This window comes from Neptuniibacter sp., from assembly GCF_024231755.1.
Classification (GTDB): domain Bacteria; phylum Pseudomonadota; class Gammaproteobacteria; order Pseudomonadales; family Balneatricaceae; genus Neptuniibacter.
Genome location: NZ_JAAEQH010000259.1, coordinates 1 through 18,011 on the forward strand (window position 1 = coordinate 1; position 18,011 = coordinate 18,011).

The 18,011-nt window shown below is 46.3% G+C and carries 15 protein-coding genes and 1 pseudogene; 6 read left to right on the plus strand and 10 right to left on the minus strand.

The annotated features are described in order from the left end of the window. From GY843_RS14145 to GY843_RS14175, 7 genes and pseudogenes are all read right to left on the minus strand, one after another. Nucleotides 1-83 (minus strand): annotated as a pseudogene (locus GY843_RS14145) (electron transfer flavoprotein subunit beta/FixA family protein); the annotation flags it as partial. 101 nt (nucleotides 84-184) lie between these two features. Then, nucleotides 185-1,846, minus strand: coding sequence for an acyl-CoA synthetase (locus GY843_RS14150; RefSeq protein ID WP_297310582.1), 1,662 nt, complete (start codon nucleotides 1,844-1,846; stop codon nucleotides 185-187). Between the two features lie 41 nt (nucleotides 1,847-1,887). Then, nucleotides 1,888-2,811, minus strand: coding sequence for a branched-chain amino acid ABC transporter permease (locus GY843_RS14155; protein ID WP_297310583.1), 924 nt, complete (start codon nucleotides 2,809-2,811; stop codon nucleotides 1,888-1,890). 3 nt (nucleotides 2,812-2,814) lie between these two features. After that, nucleotides 2,815-3,702, minus strand: coding sequence for a branched-chain amino acid ABC transporter permease (locus GY843_RS14160; RefSeq protein ID WP_297310584.1), 888 nt, complete (start codon nucleotides 3,700-3,702; stop codon nucleotides 2,815-2,817). A 134-nt stretch (nucleotides 3,703-3,836) separates the two neighbouring features. Next, nucleotides 3,837-5,045, minus strand: a complete 1,209-nt coding sequence (locus GY843_RS14165; protein WP_297310585.1) for an ABC transporter substrate-binding protein — start codon at nucleotides 5,043-5,045, stop codon at nucleotides 3,837-3,839. A 43-nt stretch (nucleotides 5,046-5,088) separates the two neighbouring features. Beyond that, nucleotides 5,089-5,841, minus strand: coding sequence for an ABC transporter ATP-binding protein (locus GY843_RS14170; protein ID WP_297310586.1), 753 nt, complete (start codon nucleotides 5,839-5,841; stop codon nucleotides 5,089-5,091). Next, complete coding sequence (locus tag GY843_RS14175; protein WP_297310587.1) at nucleotides 5,838-6,668, minus strand: ABC transporter ATP-binding protein; 831 nt, start codon at nucleotides 6,666-6,668, stop codon at nucleotides 5,838-5,840. The genes GY843_RS14170 and GY843_RS14175 overlap by 4 nt, the downstream gene beginning before the upstream one ends. A gap of 234 nt (nucleotides 6,669-6,902) precedes the next feature. Between GY843_RS14175 and GY843_RS14180 the strand changes: the two genes are divergently transcribed. The 3 genes from GY843_RS14180 to GY843_RS14190 are packed head-to-tail and all read left to right on the plus strand — an operon-like array spanning nucleotide 6,903 to nucleotide 11,309. Continuing rightward, nucleotides 6,903-9,791, plus strand: a complete 2,889-nt coding sequence (locus GY843_RS14180; RefSeq protein ID WP_297310588.1) for a cache domain-containing protein — start codon at nucleotides 6,903-6,905, stop codon at nucleotides 9,789-9,791. Next, on the plus strand, nucleotides 9,784-10,491 hold the full coding sequence (locus GY843_RS14185) for a response regulator transcription factor (RefSeq protein ID WP_297310589.1): 708 nt from the start codon (nucleotides 9,784-9,786) through the stop codon (nucleotides 10,489-10,491). Before GY843_RS14180 ends, GY843_RS14185 begins: the two co-directional genes overlap by 8 nt. 8 nt (nucleotides 10,492-10,499) lie before the next feature. Next, nucleotides 10,500-11,309, plus strand: coding sequence for a class I SAM-dependent methyltransferase (locus tag GY843_RS14190; protein WP_297310590.1), 810 nt, complete (start codon nucleotides 10,500-10,502; stop codon nucleotides 11,307-11,309). 47 nt (nucleotides 11,310-11,356) lie between these two features. On the opposite strand, the gene GY843_RS14195 is transcribed toward GY843_RS14190, so the two are convergent. Next, nucleotides 11,357-11,809 carry a BLUF domain-containing protein gene (locus GY843_RS14195; RefSeq protein ID WP_297310591.1) on the minus strand — a complete coding sequence of 151 codons (453 nt, stop codon included), beginning with the start codon at nucleotides 11,807-11,809 and terminating at the stop codon, nucleotides 11,357-11,359. Between the two features lie 176 nt (nucleotides 11,810-11,985). Continuing rightward, nucleotides 11,986-12,423: a BLUF domain-containing protein gene (locus GY843_RS14200; protein WP_297310592.1), complete on the minus strand. Its 438-nt coding sequence runs from the start codon at nucleotides 12,421-12,423 to the stop codon at nucleotides 11,986-11,988. A gap of 376 nt (nucleotides 12,424-12,799) precedes the next feature. Between GY843_RS14200 and GY843_RS14205 the strand changes: the two genes are divergently transcribed. Next, complete coding sequence (locus GY843_RS14205) at nucleotides 12,800-13,141, plus strand: hypothetical protein (protein ID WP_297310593.1); 342 nt, start codon at nucleotides 12,800-12,802, stop codon at nucleotides 13,139-13,141. Nucleotides 13,142-13,221: 80 nt separating this feature from the next. Here the strand turns inward: GY843_RS14205 and GY843_RS14210 are convergent, their stop codons facing one another. Beyond that, nucleotides 13,222-14,793 carry a DEAD/DEAH box helicase gene (locus GY843_RS14210; RefSeq protein WP_297310594.1) on the minus strand — a complete coding sequence of 524 codons (1,572 nt, stop codon included), beginning with the start codon at nucleotides 14,791-14,793 and terminating at the stop codon, nucleotides 13,222-13,224. Nucleotides 14,794-15,266: 473 nt separating this feature from the next. On the opposite strand from GY843_RS14210, the gene GY843_RS14215 reads away from it, so the two are divergent. Together GY843_RS14215 and GY843_RS14220 are read left to right on the plus strand one after the other, a co-directional pair. Then, the gene (locus GY843_RS14215; RefSeq protein WP_297310595.1) at nucleotides 15,267-15,665 is read left to right on the plus strand and encodes a DUF2750 domain-containing protein; all 399 of its coding nucleotides are present in this window, start codon (nucleotides 15,267-15,269) and stop codon (nucleotides 15,663-15,665) included. A gap of 308 nt (nucleotides 15,666-15,973) precedes the next feature. Next, a complete protein-coding gene (locus GY843_RS14220) occupies nucleotides 15,974-18,007 on the plus strand; it encodes a methyl-accepting chemotaxis protein (protein WP_297310596.1) in 2,034 nt (677 codons plus the stop codon). Nucleotides 18,008-18,011 lie beyond the last annotated feature (4 nt).

The following is an 18,011-nucleotide window of genomic DNA, read 5'->3' on the forward strand; positions in this document are numbered from 1 at the left end:
AGATCTACATCGGTGTTATCTGGCTTAACACGCACTTTGGCGTTGTAATCAATTACGCGTTTTACAGCGACTAAAATTTTCATCTCGGTACCTCTACACAGGCTCCCGGTCATAGCAGGAGCGTTATACGAGGTAGCTGCTTACAACGGCAGCCACCTCTGTTGTCTCTTTACTTTTTAACTCTTTACTCAGAGTCAGCTCCGTTCGCTCGATCGCGTAGCAGGAACTTCTGAATCTTGCCGGTGGATGTTTTTGGCAGTGGACCAAACACAATATCTTTTGGTGCTTTGAAGTGCGCCATATGCTCACGGCAGAATGCGATGATCTCTTTCTCGGTTACCTCACGGTCGCTCTCTTTAAGAGCTACGAATGCGCAAGGTGTTTCGCCCCATTTCTCGTTGTTTTTGGCAACAACAGCGGCTTCCTGAATCATCGGGTGACGATAGAGCACATCTTCTACCTCGATAGAGGAGATGTTTTCTCCACCGGAGATAATGATGTCCTTAGAGCGGTCTTTGATCTCTACATAACCATCTTCATGCCACACCGCCAGATCACCGGAGTGGAACCAGCCGCCGGAGAATGCTTCGGAAGTGGTGTCAGGGTTTTTCAGGTAACCCTTCATTACCAGGTTGCCCTGCATAAAGATCTCACCCATGGTTTCACCATCCTGAGGAACGGGTTCCATAGTTTCAGGATCAGCAACCATCAGGCCATCCAGCATCGGAGCACGTACGCCCTGACGGGATTTAAGACGCGCTTTTTCATCCAGTGTTTTGTCGTTCCACTCGTCATGCCATGCGCAAACAACTGATGGGCCGTAGGTTTCGGTCAGGCCATAAACGTGAGTCACGTTGAAACCAAGGGATTCCATGCCAGCGATTACAGCTGCAGGTGGCGCTGCACCTGCCGTCATAACATTTACGCTGTGCTCGATACCCGCTTTTAGTTCGTCATCAGCAGAGTTCAGCATATTCAGTACGATTGGTGCGCCACAGAAGTAACCCACTTTTTCTGATTTGATCAAATTAAAGATGTCATCAGCACGTACATGACGTAGGCAGACATTCACCCCAGCCATCGCTGCTACAGTCCATGGGAAACACCAGCCGTTGCAGTGGAACATCGGCAGAGTCCATAGATAAACGGGATGCTGCACCATACCCCAGGAGATCGAGTTACTGATCGCGTTCAGGTAAGCACCGCGATGGTGGTAAACCACACCCTTAGGGTTACCTGTTGTGCCGGAAGTGTAGTTAAGGGTGATGGCGTTCCACTCATCTTGAACCTGATACGGTGTAAACTCTGCATCCCCTTCATTGAGCAGAGCTTCGTAATCAAGTTCACCGATCAGCTCACCTTCATTCCAGCTTGGGTCGTCGATATCAACGACCAGCGGTTTGTCTTCAACTAGTTCCAGTGCTGCTTTAACGACACCACTGAACTCTTTATCAGTGATCAGTACTTTACTTTCTGCGTGTTGCAGGATGAATGCGACCGCTTCAGCATCCAGACGGATGTTGATCGAGTTCAGTACCGCACCACACATAGGTACCGCGAAGTGGGCTTCAAAATGTTCTGGCAGGTTAGGAGCCAGAATCGAAACGGCATCGCCCGGATTCACACCGCGCTTGTTCAGTGCACTGGCCATCTTGACGCAGCGCTGATATGTTTCAGCCCAGTTACGACGGATCTCACCATGTACCGTTGCTGTTCGGTTTGGATAAACACTGGCCGCACGCTGCAGGAATGTCATTGGCGACAGCGCTGCATAGTTAGCCTGGTTCTGATCCAGATTTGTTTCGAAGGCTGATTTGTTATTCTCATTTTTTACGAAAGTATTCACTTTGCTTCCCTCGTATTTACTCGGTGTTCTATTCACAGAGATTAAAAATTATCGCGTTTAAACTTAGCGAACTGACCCACAATGCCGCTGCGGAAACTCAGTACACAGATAACAAATACAACGCCCATGATGATGTGGATGTAGTTGCCCATCTCGCCGCCAGACAGGTAGTTCTGCATAGAGACAATGAAGCCTGCTCCCAGAACTGGACCGAAGATCGTGCCTACGCCGCCAACCAGAGTCATCAGAATTACTTCACCAGACATGTGCCAGTGCACATCAGTCAGTGATGCCAGGTTGAATACCAGCGCTTTGGTAGAGCCCGCCAGTGAAGCCAGTGCTGCAGAGATCACAAATGCGGTGAACTTGTAGCGGTTTACGTCGTAACCCAGAGAAGTAGCACGGTCTTCGTTTTCACGAATAGCTTTCAGAATCTGACCGAACGGGGAGTGCACGGTACGGTTGATCAACCAGTAGCCTGCAACAAAAATAGCCAGTACGAAGTAGTACATCACCATGTTGTCGGACAGATCGATCAGGCCAAACAGTGCTCCGCGTGGTACGCCTTGCATACCATCTTCACCGTTGGTGAATGGTGCTTGCAGGTAGAAGAAGAACACCAACTGAGCCAGGGCTAGGGTTACCATCGCAAAGTAGATACCTTCACGTTTAACTGCCAGCTTGCCGAAGATAGCACCAAGAATTGCACCAGCCACCATACCGAGGATGATCGCAATTTCAGGTGTGATACCGGTATTGATCATTAGGTAGCCAGTCACATAACCGCCTGTTCCTAAAAACGCAGCGTGACCGAAAGAAAGTAGGCCAGTAAAACCCAGAAGAAGGTTAAAGGCGCAGGCAAACAGCGCGAAGCAAAGAACCTTAGCCAGGAATACCGGATAGAGTACCGTTGGTGCAACCAGCGCAATCGCCAACAGAACAAGATTTAGTTTTGTATTATTCATCGCTTATGCCTCCTTTCCGAACAGGCCAGCAGGTTTCAGAAGCAGAACGATAACCATCACCAGGAAGATTACGGTATTGGAGGCTTCAGGATAGAAGTACTTGGTAAGGCCTTCGATAATGCCCATACCGAGACCGGTCAGGATAGCTCCACCAATGGAGCCCATGCCGCCGATTACAACGATGGCAAATACTACAATCAGAATATTGGAGCCCATATCTGGAGATACTGAGTAAACCGGGGCAGCCATTACACCTGCGAAGCCTGCCAGTGCCACACCAAAACCGAAGGTCAGGGTCACAATCAAAGGTACGTTGATACCAAATGCCTGCATCAGCTGAGGGTTTTCGGTACCTGCACGCAGATAAGCCCCCAGTTTTGTTTTTTCGATCATCCACCAGGTACCAGCGCAGACCAGAATCGAAACAATGATGATCCAGGCACGGTAGTTCGGCAGATACATGAATGGCAGACGGGTGCCGCCTTTCAGTTCTTCCGGAACAGCATAAGATAGACCGGAGGAGCCGAAAGCGTGGGTAAATGCGCCCTGAATAATCAACGCCAGACCAAATGTCAGCAACAAGCTGTACAGGTGGTCTTCGTTAGCGATAGGGCGGATCAGGAATCTTTCCATCAGTACCCCGACTAAACCTACTGCCAGTGGTACCAGAATCAGTGCAAACCAGTAATTTACACCGAGAAATTTGAGTGCTAGCAGCGCAATAAATGCACCCAGCATATACATCGCCCCCTGGGCGAAGTTGATGATTTTCAGCAGACCAAAAATGATCGCTAGCCCAAGACTGAGCAAGGCATAAAAGGAGCCGTTAATCAGCCCGACCAGTAATTGGCCGAAAAGGGCAAACAGATTGATGTCGAAAATTGTAGCCATATCAGGTCTCTACTTTTAAGCCATGAAGTAAAAGGGCTAAGAGGTGGGGTGTAGCAACAATCTGCTACACCCCTGAATCGCACCTGTTACAGTTGAGGTACGAAAGGCTTATCACTTATGAGTAATCACTCAACTTAAGAAAAGTTGCACTGCGGCTGCATTGGGTTATATGCATCCGCAGCAGGGATTACTTCGATTACCTTGTAGATATCACCATCGCTCTTACGCTCAGCAGCTTTCTTGATCTCTACGTACAGCATGTCGTGAACCATACGGCCATCTGGACGTAGTTCAGCGTTGCGTGAGAAGAAGTCTTCAGGCTTAGTCTGTTTCATCTTCTTGATTACAACGTCAGAGTCGTCAGTACCTGTAGCTTTAACCGCATTCAGGTAGTGCATAGTGGAAGAGTAAACACCTGCGTGGATCATGCTCGGGATACGGCCATGGCGCTGTTCAAAACGTTTGCCCCAATCGCGTGCTTTGTCATCCAGATCCCAGTAGAAACCTGTAGTTAAGCGCATGCCCGCAGCTACGGATGGATCCATCGCCTGAGCGTTCTGCGTGAATACCAGTAGACCTGCAACGTCCATCTGCTCAGTCAGACCGAACTCAGTTGCTGCTTTCAGTGCGTTTACTGTGTCGTTACCTGCGTTAGCCAGAGCAACTACGTCAGCACCTGAAGCCTGTGCCTGAAGAATGTAAGAGGAGAAATCTGTAGTGCCAAGAGGTGCACGTACGTGACCTGCTACTTCACCACCGTTTGCTTTGATTACTTTAGAAGCTACGCCTTCCAGCGCGTGGCCGAAGCTGTAGTCCGCTGTGATGAAGAACCATTTTTTCTTACCTGCCTGTACCATCGGTTTAACGGTACCGTTTGCCAGTGCTACAACGTTGTATGTCCAGTGTACGTTGTAAGGGTTGCAGGTTTTGGTTGTGAATGTGTTGGAAGCAGAACCGGAGATCAGTGTGATCTTTTTGTTGTCTGCGTTAACTTTAGATACTGCACCGGAAACGGCAGAGGAAACCAGACCACCAATGGTATCTACACCTTCGTCTTCAACCCACTTACGCGCGATAGAAGAAGCGATATCAGGTTTTAGCTGAGAGTCAGCAGAAACGATTTCGATTTTTTTACCTAGTACTTCACCGCCAAAATCTTCTACAGCCATCTGCGCCGCTGTTACACAGCCAGGGCCACAGATATCAGCGTATGTGCCACCCATATCAGCCAAAATGCCGAGTTTTACTTGGCCGTCGGTTGCAGCCATTGCACCTGTTGCCATAGATGCAGCAAGCGCACCTGAAACCACAGCGGACATAACAGACTTGTTTATTTTTTTCATTTTCTGACTCCGGTTGGATTTTTCTTATAGAAATGGATGGCGATTACACGCCAAGATAGGTATTGAGCAATTCGGTTTTCGCTTCCAGTTCGTGGGCATGCACCTCTTCCACTATATGGCCGTGTTCCATCACGTAGTGGCGGTCGGCAATAGGTGCTGCGAAGCGGAAGTTCTGTTCTACCAGTAAGATTGTCAGGCCACGCTCTTTGAGCTGACCAAGGACCTCACCCAGTTTCTGCACGATGACGGGGGCAAGGCCCTCAGTAATCTCATCCAGTAGAAGGATATTGGCGCCGGTGCGCAGAATACGGGCCAGAGCCAACATCTGCTGTTCACCACCAGAGAGACGTGTACCCTGGCTGGTGCGGCGTTCGTAAAGATTCGGGAACATCTCGTAGATCTCATCCACGCTCATGCCGTCGGAACGTACCGCAGGTGGAAGCATGAGATTCTCTTCAACATTCAGACTGGCGAAGATGCCGCGCTCTTCCGGGCAGAAGCCCAGTCCCAGGTGGGCGATCTTGTGCGCTGGTGTATCGATGGTTTCATGTCCGTTAATAACGATCTGCCCACTACGTTCACCAACCATATTCATGATTGCTCTTAGAGTGGTGGAACGGCCTGAACCGTTACGTCCCAGCAGTGTTACCAGCTCACCCTGGTTTACGGTCATATCGATGCCGTGCAGGATGTGGGATTCACCGTAAAACGCATGCAGATTGTTGATACGGATTTTCTCACGGTGGTTGCCGTGTTGAGCTTCTTGCTGAGCGTTAATCTTTACCTGCTGATTCATGATGCCATCTCCGCTGCTTTTTCCTGCTGTGTTGTTTCCACTGAGGCTTGTTCCTGCTCAACTTCATCTGCAGCAGTACCCATATAGGCTTCACGTACACGCGGATCAGCGGAAACAGTGGCGTAGTCACCTTCAGTTAGTAGGGCGCCACGCTGCAGAACAGTGATGCGGTCAGCGAGTTTGGAAACCACATGCAGGTTGTGCTCGACCATCAGAATGGTGCGGTCTTTAGAAACTTTCTTGATCAGATCCGCTACCAGGCCCACATCTTCGTGGCCCATGCCTTGAGTTGGCTCATCCAGCAGCATCAGCTCCGGCTCAACCGCCAGAGTTGTGGCGATCTCAAGAGCACGTTTGCGGCCGTAAGAAAGGTCAACGGTTGTCGTATGGGCAAAGCTTTCCAGGCCTACAGCATCGAGTAGCTCAATAGCTCTCTGATTGAGGCGGTTCAGAACCTTCTCGGATTTCCAGAAGTGGAAGCTATTACCTTCTTTGCGCTGTAGAGCAATACGTACGTTTTCCAGTACCGTAAGGTGTGGAAACACAGCGGAGATCTGGAAGGAGCGAATTACACCTTTACGGGCAATCGCTGCAGGTTCCATTTTGGTGATATCTTCACCGTTAAACAGAATGCTGCCTGAAGTCGGCTGGAGAAATTTAGTCAGCAGGTTAAATACTGTGGTTTTACCTGCGCCGTTTGGACCGATCAGGGCGTGGATATGGCCCCGGCTTATGTTGAGGTTTACATCATCAACAGCGGTAAAACCTTTAAAGGCTTTGGTCAGATTCCGGGTTTCAAGAATGAAATCCTGCGTTGGCTGGGTCATCTTGTTGCTACTCTTTTCAGTCCAAAGTGCCCGCAGCCAGCTACTAACTAGATAATGCGTGCGACTCCGGTTGTTGTTTTTATGAGCACAACAATAGGTGGCAACTTTTGCTTAACTGTTTTGCAAATCTAACCTAAGCTTTCGAAATCTAACGAAATGTAACAAAGCGCCTGAGTCTGTTAGCTTTGTGATACATTTGGAGGATTAGCTATAAAAATTATAAAAACGAATTAGATGTATCGCCGTTCTCCCATAACTATCCGTTTATTCCTTATGCTGCTGGTTCTGATTGGCAGTATCTTCGGATCTATCTACTGGTTTACTGTTCCTCTTATTAAAGAGAACGTATTTGGTCTGGAGCTGCATACCAACCGCCAGGTGCTGAATATTGTCTATGATCTGGCAAACCGGATGTATTCCAGTACTGAAACCTACGTCGATAAAACGTTGCACTCTCATGAGCAGCGTCTTGATTCCGTACTGGATCTGGCTGAGAACTATGTTGAAGTGACCCTGCGAGAGGGAAGAGAGCAGGGTAAACCCGATTCAGAGATATGGCAGAAGATACATTCCGACCTGCGAAAATTTGAGTTCGGTAATAATGATTACCTGTGGATTGCTGATTACGATGCAAGACTGCTTTCACACCCCGCTGAACAATTCCATCAACGAGATATGTCTGCCTTCACGGACCCGGAAGGCACATTGATTATTCCTAAAATTCTGCAATCTGTACGCAAGGATGGGCATGGTTTTTACCAGTACAAATGGAACCGCCTTAGCAGCCCTGAAGTGATTGATAAGTATTCCTATGTCCGGGATTTCCCCGAATGGGGATTCATTATGGGGGCAGGGGTTTATATCGAGGATATTCAAGAAGAGGTTAAAGCCCAGAAGCAGCAGGCTATTTTAGAGATTAATAAAGCCCTGAAGAATATAAAGATTGCTAGTAATGGCTATCTTTATGTGTTTGATTCTGAAGGGAATATGCTATTTCATCCCAATCCAAATATCCATGGGATCAACTTTAAACAGCAGCTTAACCCGGTAACTCAAAATCCGATCTATCTGGATCTGATGGAGGTGGCGGATACGGGTGAAGAGCTCTACTACAAGTGGGATAAACCCAATGATCCCGGCAACTATGTTTACGAAAAGTTATCCTTAGTTCGTCACTTGTCTGGTTTTGACTGGTATATCAGCTCCTCAGTTTATCTGGATGACCTAAAAGCTAGTTCAGTTCAGCTAAGTCAGCGCATAATGGCGATGGGTTTTTTCGGGTTGCTCGCCGCAGTTGTTGCTGCCTTCCTCTTTGCGGAGTGGCTGACTTCTCCAATTAAGAAGCTCTCTTTGACTGCGTATAAGATTAGCCGCGGTAATCTGGCAGCAAAAACCGGGATTAACCGCGATGATGAACTGGGCCTGCTGGCGGAATCCTTTGACTATATGGTTGATCGATTACGTGACAATATCGATACGCTAAACAGCCGTGTTAAATCCCGTACCAAAGAGCTCTCTGAATCTAACTGCCAGCTGTTGGAAGCGGTTGATTCTCTGAAGCTGACCCAATCTGAACTGCGTGCTCATGAGAGCAGGCAACGTATGATTCTGGATGCGCTGCCTGCCCAGATCGCTTATCTGGATAATCAGATGCGTTTTGTCTTTGCTAACCAGCAGTACCGAGAGGTTTTTAACCAGTCTAAAGATGAGATTCAGGGCAAACATCTACAAGAAGTGGTGGGTGATGAGATGTATCAGATGCTCTGTCCACATATTGATGAGGCCTGGCGGGGAGAACATCCGATTTATGAGTATAGGCTTCAGCATAAAGGTAAGGAGATTATTACCCGCCGTACTATGATGCCGTTCCTGAATGATCAAGATGAGATTGAAGGTTTCCTCACTCTGTCCATTGATATCACCCATGAGCGTGAATCAGAACGCCGAATGGCGGAAGCGAGTAAGATGAAAGCGGTAGGTCAGATGTCTGGCGGGCTGGCCCATGACTTTAACAATTTGCTAACAATTATCCTCGGCAACCTACTGCAGTTACAGAATTCGCCTTCAATTCCGGAAGAGCAGCAGGCGAATCTAGCACCTGCAATCCGAGCTACCCGTCGTGGCGCTGATATGACCAAACGCCTACTGGCATTCTCACGTAGACAGTCTCTGTCACCAGCACGGATAAAACCAGAAACACTGGTTAATGAACTGGTAGATCTGTTAGTAGCCCCACTTCCGGAAAGTATCCAGCTACGCACCCAGATACATTCGAATGCTCCAGATGTTTATGTCGATGCAGCGCAGATGGAAGATGCGTTAGTGAATTTAGCCCTTAACTCTGCAGATGCCATGAAGAATGGAGGAGAACTCTGTTTGCAGGTTTCTGGTACGCGTTGTAGTTCTCCTGAAGTTGCCTGCGGAGGTTTTGATGATGAGATCAAACCGGGTGAGTACGTGATGATAAGTGTGCTGGATAATGGAGAAGGTTTCTCTGATGAGGCTTTAGAGAAAGCCTGTGAACCATTCTTTACTACCAAATCTACTGGTGCTGGTTCTGGTTTGGGCCTGAGTATGGTGTATGGGTTTGTTAAACAATCAAAAGGTTATCTGCGCATTCAGAATCGTGCTGATGGTAAGCAGGGGGCTAGAGTGGATCTACTTCTGCCGGCTGCTACAGAAGAGCAGATCAATGCATACGCTGAGGCACCAGTAACGCAGAACGCTTCAGCAGAGATCCCTGAATCTTGTCTTATTCTGCTGGTGGAAGATAATCAGGATCTACGCCAACTGGTGCGTAAGCAGCTTACCGAAACGGGTTATTCGGTCATTGAAGCGGGCAGTGGTGATGAAGCACTGAATATACTGACTGGCTTGGATAGTCTGGCTGGGGTTGTCAGCGACGTGGTTATGCCGGGTGAGAGTGATGGTTATGCGGTTGCTGAAGCGGTTAAGGTTTGTCACCCGAAAGCGTTTGTAGTGCTAATGACAGGCTATACCGAAAACAACCCACACACCGATTTTGAACTGACCTTGCTACATAAACCCTTCGATCCGGAAGAGTTGTTACGGGTTTTACCTTCCATAAGCATCAAAACACCAGAGGATATGAAAGATGACTGAAGCGGAAAAGCCTCTGATCTATGTTATTGAAGATGAAAAAGACCTTGGTGAACTGATCTGTTCTGCACTGACCAGCTTTCGCTACGAAGTGGTTTACTGCGCCTCAGGTGAGCAGGCCTTGGCTGAACTGAATAAGCAGGCTCCAGATGTATGTATTGTTGACCTTAACTTGCCGGATATGGACGGCATGGAGCTGGTTAAACAGATGGAATCACAAGAGCTAGGTGTGATTATTGTCTCTGGACGTGATGGATTAACTGACCGGGTTCTGGGCCTGGAGTTTGGCGCTGATGATTATATTACGAAGCCTTTCGAGCCTCGTGAGTTGGTGGCGCGTGTGCAGAGTCTGCTTCGCCGCTTGCGTAAAAAGAAACAGGAAACAGTGACCCAATATCGACAAGCGAGGTTTGCTAACTGGGTGTTCAGACCTGAATCCCTTAGTCTGCAGCATGCTGAACAGGGTGAAGAGACCTTAAGCCGGGCAGAAGGGGATATGTTGCTGGCACTGCTGAAACATCCATTTCAGATCCTGTCTCGTGATCAGTTGCTAGGGGAAAACTGTGTCCCTTATGACCGCAGTATAGATGTTCGTATGTCCCGTCTACGTAAGAAAATTGAGTCAGACCCTCAGCATCCAGAGCTGATTAAGACAGTCTACGGTGCGGGTTATATGTTCACCACCGATGTGGATTGGAACTGATCTGACAGATGTCATCTGGAAACCATTACGAACAGAATCTGCAGGCAGATAATATTATCAGCCGGGTGCAACAAGCCTACCCCAATGGGGCCGATCAATATCAATTGGCTCCCATTGATCAGCTCCATATTGGCGGCATCAAAGCTAGTCAGAAATTACTTAAACATCTTACGGATGGAGAGCTCGTTCTTGAGATCGGTTCCGGGCTGGGTGGTCTGATGCGTCTGGCGCAACAACAGAACAACCTACAGATAATCGGTCTGGATATCTCTCATGGATTAAACAAACTCAACTGTGTGTTGGCTGGACTTTCCATCACTAAGGCCCCAACAACCGTGATTACAGGAGATGCGCACCTGTTACCATTTTCTGAAAACTGCTTTGATTCGATCATTCTTCAACACAGTTTGCTTAATATGCCTAATCCGACACAGGTTCTTAATGAATGCCTGAGAGTTTTACAGCCAAAGGGTAAACTTATTCTGCATGAGGTATTAGAAGGAGAAAACGTTGCAGAAATGAAGTTTCCAGTGCCTTGGGCTGAGAAAGAGTCTGGTTCTCACCTGATGCAGGAAACAGAACTTAAAGCGTTGATTGTAGATGCAGGTTTTGAGCTTGAAGGTTTTTCAGATTGGTCGACAGAAGCGCTTGAATGGCGTAAACGGCAGGCTTCAAAAGAACAGACAGTAAAAAACCTTTCCCCAGTAGTATCTCCTGCCATGGTTTTGGGGGATCAGTTTTCCCTGATGGCGGGAAATTTGATGCGAAATTTGTCTGGTCAGTCTATTCGGGTTGTTGAGCTTGTTCTAAAAAAGTAAGCCTTTCAAGGGCTGGTTAAGTGGAAAGCAGTGTTCTTAAAAGATGCCTATATAGGTTCAGCTATCATAGTTTCTAGCAGAATCTTATCTACATTCTCTGAAGAGAAAATCTGCTCTAAGGAACTAATAAATACATCAGCTTTGGGTTTCACAAGATTTTGCAAGGCATCTCTAAAGAGCTCCAAGTTAAGCTCATGAAAGGAGGAAGACTCAACTAGAGGGATCTTTTTCATGGACCAGCCCTTTAGAGTTCGTTGAGGTACAGCTTCATCGATGAGAATGTTTATATCCTTGTGTCTGGTATCAAGGGCTATTTGATCCAACAACTCTTCCAAGTCAGCTTTCTCGCCCTCTAGCACCTGCAGAAAGGTATCATTGTCAAAGAATAGTGCGCCAGTTATATCTTTTAGCTTATTGTTTTTTGTCGCAACATTAATGATCTCATCAAGGCATCCTTCGGTGCCTTCTATAGCCTTGCTTGTATAAACAACCATGTGCATTGATATTGCCCTAATAGATAAGCATTCATTCTGTAAGGGTATTGCTTAAAGAAATCAAATACAACACATCTATCAGTGGTTAATCGCACTTCAATTGCTGATTATTGCTACGTATTTATTTAGTTTTTCTCAAGGGGGCTTTCAGGTATTTGGGAGGTTTGCCTAGAAAAGTAAAATCAACGTCGCCACTCAGGGAGCTCCCTAAGCATCTTCAGGTCTTGGATCAGGGCAAGTGTTTTCCAGCTGTCTAGGGGGAAGTGAATATTGCCTTCCTCCTCACCATATTTATGTTTCAGCATCTCAACTTCTTCGGTATTGAAGTCGAATAACCCCAGACCTTTCATTCCCCATCCACCAAAGAGCCTACTGTCGATAAGATCAAACGATATTAACTGGATATTGTAATGCCTTGGATCGGTAACCAGTTTGATAAATAGCTGGTTTACCGCTTCATATCTTCCTTCAATCACTTGAAGGAAGCAGTTCTCGGTGGCGAGGAGTACGCCGGTGATACCCTGTTGCTCATTATTTGCTTCGCTCTGGTGCAATATTTTTCTTATATCTTCCCATTGCAGAGGGGAGCGGGGTTGGCTTTTGTAAATTAGACGGTACATAATTTTCCCCCGGTTATTCCTATCTGCTTCTACGTAACAAGTATAGAAATAGATTTCGAACTAATTAGGGAACCTGCGAACAAGTCCCATACGAATCAGGCTAACAGAGCAATTGAAGTGCGCGGCAATAATTACAGGAATGCTGGTTGCCTTCCGAAAATTATTAACAAAGCAATTCGATTGCTCTGTTAGCCCCGTAGGGTGGGCTTTATAACGGTCATCTGCTTTGTCAGTCAGTTTGAAAAGGTCTCGACATTTCACTGCACTGACTTTCGCGCATCTGGCCGTTCTATAGCCCACTGAGAAAGCATGGGATTTATTTGCAGGTTCCCTAGTCTACTATCCCTTAACATATCCCTTTAAAAAGGAAGCACTCTTGCCATCCAAACCACTTGAGCAGCTTTGTGATATTGCTGAAGAAGTACACAAAGCTATCCAGCGTGATTTTGACGATATCGATCCCTTAATTGGCGTAAGCCAGAATATGCGCACCAGCGGGATACCTGCAGATGTAATGACTGTAGATTGCTTACGAACACGTAAAAGGATCATCATCATTCTTCATGATCAGCAGCCGGATATTATCCGCTACCAATTCACATTGATGGATGAAGATCCTGGTGGGGATTTTGAGGAATTACTCTTCGCAGAGTTTAAGAACGAAACCTTCTATCATTGGATCAGCCAATATTTCTTGCAGGCAGATAATATCCAATAAAAGCTGTTAACCGTTGCAAGGCGGAGCATAGCTTCATTCAAAGATTAGCTATGCTCTATAGTGAATTGTGCCGAACCCTTTTACTTATTTGATGTAGTAGGTCTTTTTCTAATACGCCTTGCTGGTTTTTGACTGTTAGCTCCAGGATTCGTATTACCTGAACGCTTTGAACCGCCGGTATTCACCTTTCTAGTCTGTTTCTGAGTACGCCCCTCAGTTGAAGCTGGCGAGCCTGAATCAGTTTGTCGTTTTTGCGGTTTTGCTCTTTTAGGCTTCGGTGAACGATTCTGTTCAGTTGTATTGCCTGCACCTGTGTTACCGGAAGAGGAACTATCTGAACGGTGAGACTTGTTCTTACCTTGTGGTTTATGGCCCCGAGCATTTTCGCCCGAACGCTGACCGTCGCGATGGCCTTTTGCTGTTTTGCCTTTTCTAGTGTCAGGTCTACTGCCGGGCTTTTTACTTGTCGGTTTTTTCTTGCGTTGAGGCTTACTGCTTAAATTGGATTCAGGTAGTGCGTGTACAGGCTCAAAGCCTTCTACAATTTCACGATCAAGTAGTTTGTTGGTTAACCGTTCAATGGAGGCTAGCTGATCAAATTCATCTGCACAGACAAGTGATACAGCCTGACCAGTTGCGCCTGCACGGCCTGTACGTCCAATGCGATGGACATAGTCCTCAGCAACATTGGGTAGGTCGAAGTTAACCACCTGTGGAAGCTGGTCAATATCCAGCCCTCTAGCCGCAATATCTGTCGCCACTAAAACTCTGACACTGCCACTTTTAAAATCAGCCAAGGCTCGGGTTCTAGCTCCTTGGCTCTTGTTTCCATGGATAGCTGCGGCAGAAATTTTGGCCGACTCTAATTGACGAGCAAGTCGGTTAGCTCCGTGTTTAGTACGGGAAAAAACCAGAACTTGGTGCCAGTCATTTTTCTGGATTAACTCAATCAGCAACGGTGATTTCTGTTTCTTATCAACCGGACAGATCCATTGTTTTACAGTAGTTGCAGTTGAGTTAACCGGTGTAACAGATATTTCTACCGGGTTATTAACTAGTCCCTGAGCCAGTTTTCTTATCTGTGTTGAGAAGGTTGCAGAAAAGAGCAGGTTTTGACGTAGCTTGGGTAACAGAGCAAGAATTTTTTTGATGTCGTGAATGAAACCCATATCCAACATGCGATCTGCTTCATCAAGCACCAGTACTTCGAGTTCTGAAAACTTAACAACACCTTGATTATATAGATCTAATAATCGTCCGGGTGTCGCTACCAGAATATCTACACCGCCGCGAAGGTTTCTGATCTGAGGGTTGATTTTTACACCCCCAAAGACCACCGCAGAGCGCAACGGAAGGTGCTTTGAATAGTCGTTAACACTTTCGCCAACCTGTGCCGCCAGTTCTCGTGTAGGAGTGAGAATTAGCGCTCTTATCTGACCTGATTTTGCATTCTTACCTTTAGCAAGGCGGTGCAATAACGGTAATGTAAAACCAGCGGTTTTGCCTGTACCTGTCTGGGCTGCTGCCATCAGATCTTCACCCTGAATAATGGGTGGGATGGCCCGTTCCTGAATTGGGGACGGAGTGCTGTACCCTTTTTCTTCAATGGCTTTAAGAATGGGTTTTGATAATCCCAGATCAGCAAAATTCATTAATTTTTCTCGATAAGTGTGTGAGGAATTGAGTGATTTAGGCTCGGGCCGTAATAAGTACGGAGTGCACGGGGACAATCGTTTCTAAGAGGTGTCGTCGTGACATAGATACTTTTTGCCTTATTATTACAAAGCAAAGGAGTATCAATTAAGAGCGAATCTTTAGATTCCTGTTCAGGGCTATATTTATTACTTTCAGTGTTAACTTAAAGCATGATTGCCCAATAAAAGCACTGGAACCGTTAAAAGATTTAACCCTTGAGGGAGTTTTAGCTATCTGGCTTCTTGTGCAGGTGCGAATAGTATCACCCATTGGCCCTATAAGCAGCTGAAGATACCCGAGTTTATGCATATTTCGGGATATGCTGATTAATTTGTATTGATACGTATAACCCCAGATATTTCTTGAGTATTAATGGGGCAATTTTTGCCATTTTGATTTATCCTCGCGTTTTCACCTACCTGGAATTGTTATGTCTGACTCATCTGACCTGGAATCTATCCTTAAAATGGATAACGAACAGCTTTACTTCCATTTTGTTACTGAGGCTGTAAAACAGCAGCAGATCTGGATTCTGACCGACCATTACGGAAGTGTAATGCTTAATACAGATGATGAAGACTGTGTGCCGGTCTGGCCGAGCCAGGAGCTGGCTGAGGCCTGGGCAACTGAAGAGTGGGGTGAGTGTAAAGCTGAAGCTATTTCGCTTAAGAAGTGGTACAGCCACTGGACTCCAGGTCTTGAAGAGGATGGCTTTGCTGTGGTGATCTGTCCGATAGAACATCAGGATGGCGTTGTTGCATATGCTGATGATCTGGATGCAGCACTGCGTAAGAAAGAACAGAAGTTAGCTAAGAAGAAAAACAGTTGAATAGATATGGGTTAGCTATCTGTTAGCCCTATTAAGCCATAAAATTATTATCTAACGTTCTAATCGTTATGCAGTTGTCAGTGCTGGTTCCAGTCTAACTAAGATCTAAAAAGATGTAGAAACCCACCCATTTCTTGCACTATCGTTGGCGAGATCCCACACAAATAATCACCTCTGATTTACAAATTGTTGAACAGAGTTGTCCCTCTATGGCGCGCAGTTCTTGGGTATTAATACTTTAGTATTGGTATTGGCATTGGTTTTGCTCTCAAAAAAATCACAATTATAAAAAATTATTGAGAGCGAAGATGAAAATTACCATTGGGCTTAAGATGGGAGGGTGCTTTCTCCTCACATTGATAGTGTTGATACTCAGCAGTCTCTACTCCCTGAGCGGTGTGAATAAGATACGAACCTCCCTAGAGCATATTGCTGGAGATGCCTGGCAAAGCTCTGAAAATTCCTCGTTATTGAGTTTAAACGTTAATCAAAGTACTAACCTATTGCAGAACAGTCTGCTATATGCGGAGCCAATCCCTAAGCTGGTTCTGGATAAAATGGACCTGCATCTTAGTAGTTCTTTTGCTTCCCTGGAACATCTTAAGCAAAGTGATTATGCAGCTGAAAGTCTGGCTTTGAATGCGATGATGAACCAGCTAAAAAACCTTAAAGAGCAAGTTGTTAAACAGCATGGAAGCTATATTCAGGCGATTAAAGAAACTAATGAGAATGTGGTTGCCTTTAACAAGTTGATGAAACGGCTGGGTTTTTACGCGAATTATCAGGTTTCTAGTCTGGAGGATGCATTCCAGCGTGACCAGGTCAACTCATGGAGTGGTGATGTGGAAGATAAATGGGAGTTTGTAATTGCAATTTACAGCTCTCAGGTCGCTTTAGGTGACTCGGTAGTGGCTTTGCAGAAACAACTTCAGTCTTCTCATCCTCATAATGAAACAGAGAATGTTCTCCAAGTTCTGGAAGATCTGTCGGGTAACATGAGCGAGATCATTGGCTCTCAATTAGCTATACAGGGCACAATAAACAGCGGCGTCTGGAAAGATAAAAACTACTCTGAAGCGTCCAAAGCCATTCTGCAGCAACATATCCAGGGCACAAAAAACATTCAAAAGCTGCAAAGAGAGTTTATTGCAACCCGTGATCAACTGATTGAGCTGTCTCATGCGTTAGAAAAACATACTATGTCTTTGTCGGGTTTGATTGCATCTCAGGTTCAGGAAGAGACCAGCGTGACAGTTGATAATGCCAACTTCCTGAACAAAACAATGGCATCAAGTTTACCAATTGGGGTGCTTCTAACCTTACTGGCCATCTGGTTAAGTTACCGGATGGTGATTACACCAGTTAAAAATGCCAGTGCCCAGATGGCTGATATTGCCTCAGGGGAAGGTGACCTTAGGGTACGTTTGCCAGTGAAAGGTAACGATGAGATTGCCGAACTGGCAGGTAACTTCAATAAGTTTGTTTCTAAAACTTCTGAAGCGGTATCTTTGGTTTCTGAAAATGCTCAGAGCCTTGTTTGTACTTCTGAAACTCTTAAATCTAATTCGACTTCTACACAGGTTGCGGTGGAAACGCAAAATGCAGAGTGTGAGCAAGCCGTGACTGCAATGTGTGAAATTAACACAACGGTTAATGATATTGCGTCTAATGCTAGCGAAGCAGCCAAGTGCAGTGAAGGGGTGAAATTAAGTGCTTGCCAGGGGCGGGAGAAGGTTGAACAGAACCGTCTGGCAACAGAAGGCTTATCATTGGAAATTGAGGCTGCAACCAAAGTTATCGCTAACCTGGCAGAGGAAAGTAATAAAGTTGGCAGTATCATTTCTGTCATTCAGGGTATTGCTGAGCAGACCAATCTGCTGGCACTGAACGCTGCAATTGAGGCTGCCAGAGCGGGGGATCATGGTCGCGGCTTTGCGGTTGTTGCTGATGAGGTACGCGCGCTTTCCCACAGTACTCAACAGGCTACCGAAGAGATTAAAGGCTTACTTGATGCTCTACAGAGTAAGGCTAATCAAGCGGTGACTGTCATGGAGGGAGGGCAAGAGCTGGCTGCTGATAATGTTAAGTTGTCCGAGCAGGTTCAGCAATTGATCTCCAGGGTATCTGAAGAAGTTGATCAGATAAACCAACTGAATTTGCTTATTGCCACGGCTACAGAAGAGCAGGCGCATGTCACTTCTTTAACACGGGATAATCTTGAGAGAATCGGCAGTGCTGCAATGGAAACTGCGGAGAGCTCTAAAAGCAATAGTGATATAAGTATCCGCCTTGAAAACCAGGCATCACAGCTGAAAGATATCTTGTCGCAATTTCGGGTGTGAAAGC

What these genes read in the sequence shown, in the direction of transcription:
- GY843_RS14210 (WP_297310594.1), bottom strand. Translation starts at nt 14,793, where the DNA reads ATGAATTTTGCTGATCTGGGATTATCAAAACCCATTCTTAAAGCCATT.
- GY843_RS14185 (WP_297310589.1), top strand. Translation starts at nt 9,784, where the DNA reads ATGACTGAAGCGGAAAAGCCTCTGATCTATGTTATTGAAGATGAAAAA.
- GY843_RS14215 (WP_297310595.1), top strand. Translation starts at nt 15,267, where the DNA reads ATGTCTGACTCATCTGACCTGGAATCTATCCTTAAAATGGATAACGAA.
- GY843_RS14160 (WP_297310584.1), bottom strand. Translation starts at nt 3,702, where the DNA reads ATGGCTACAATTTTCGACATCAATCTGTTTGCCCTTTTCGGCCAATTA.
- GY843_RS14155 (WP_297310583.1), bottom strand. Translation starts at nt 2,811, where the DNA reads ATGAATAATACAAAACTAAATCTTGTTCTGTTGGCGATTGCGCTGGTT.
- GY843_RS14175 (WP_297310587.1), bottom strand. Translation starts at nt 6,668, where the DNA reads ATGACCCAGCCAACGCAGGATTTCATTCTTGAAACCCGGAATCTGACC.
- GY843_RS14220 (WP_297310596.1), top strand. Translation starts at nt 15,974, where the DNA reads ATGAAAATTACCATTGGGCTTAAGATGGGAGGGTGCTTTCTCCTCACA.
- GY843_RS14190 (WP_297310590.1), top strand. Translation starts at nt 10,500, where the DNA reads ATGTCATCTGGAAACCATTACGAACAGAATCTGCAGGCAGATAATATT.
- GY843_RS14200 (WP_297310592.1), bottom strand. Translation starts at nt 12,423, where the DNA reads ATGTACCGTCTAATTTACAAAAGCCAACCCCGCTCCCCTCTGCAATGG.
- GY843_RS14165 (WP_297310585.1), bottom strand. Translation starts at nt 5,045, where the DNA reads ATGAAAAAAATAAACAAGTCTGTTATGTCCGCTGTGGTTTCAGGTGCG.
- GY843_RS14170 (WP_297310586.1), bottom strand. Translation starts at nt 5,841, where the DNA reads ATGAATCAGCAGGTAAAGATTAACGCTCAGCAAGAAGCTCAACACGGC.
- GY843_RS14195 (WP_297310591.1), bottom strand. Translation starts at nt 11,809, where the DNA reads ATGCACATGGTTGTTTATACAAGCAAGGCTATAGAAGGCACCGAAGGA.
- GY843_RS14180 (WP_297310588.1), top strand. Translation starts at nt 6,903, where the DNA reads ATGTATCGCCGTTCTCCCATAACTATCCGTTTATTCCTTATGCTGCTG.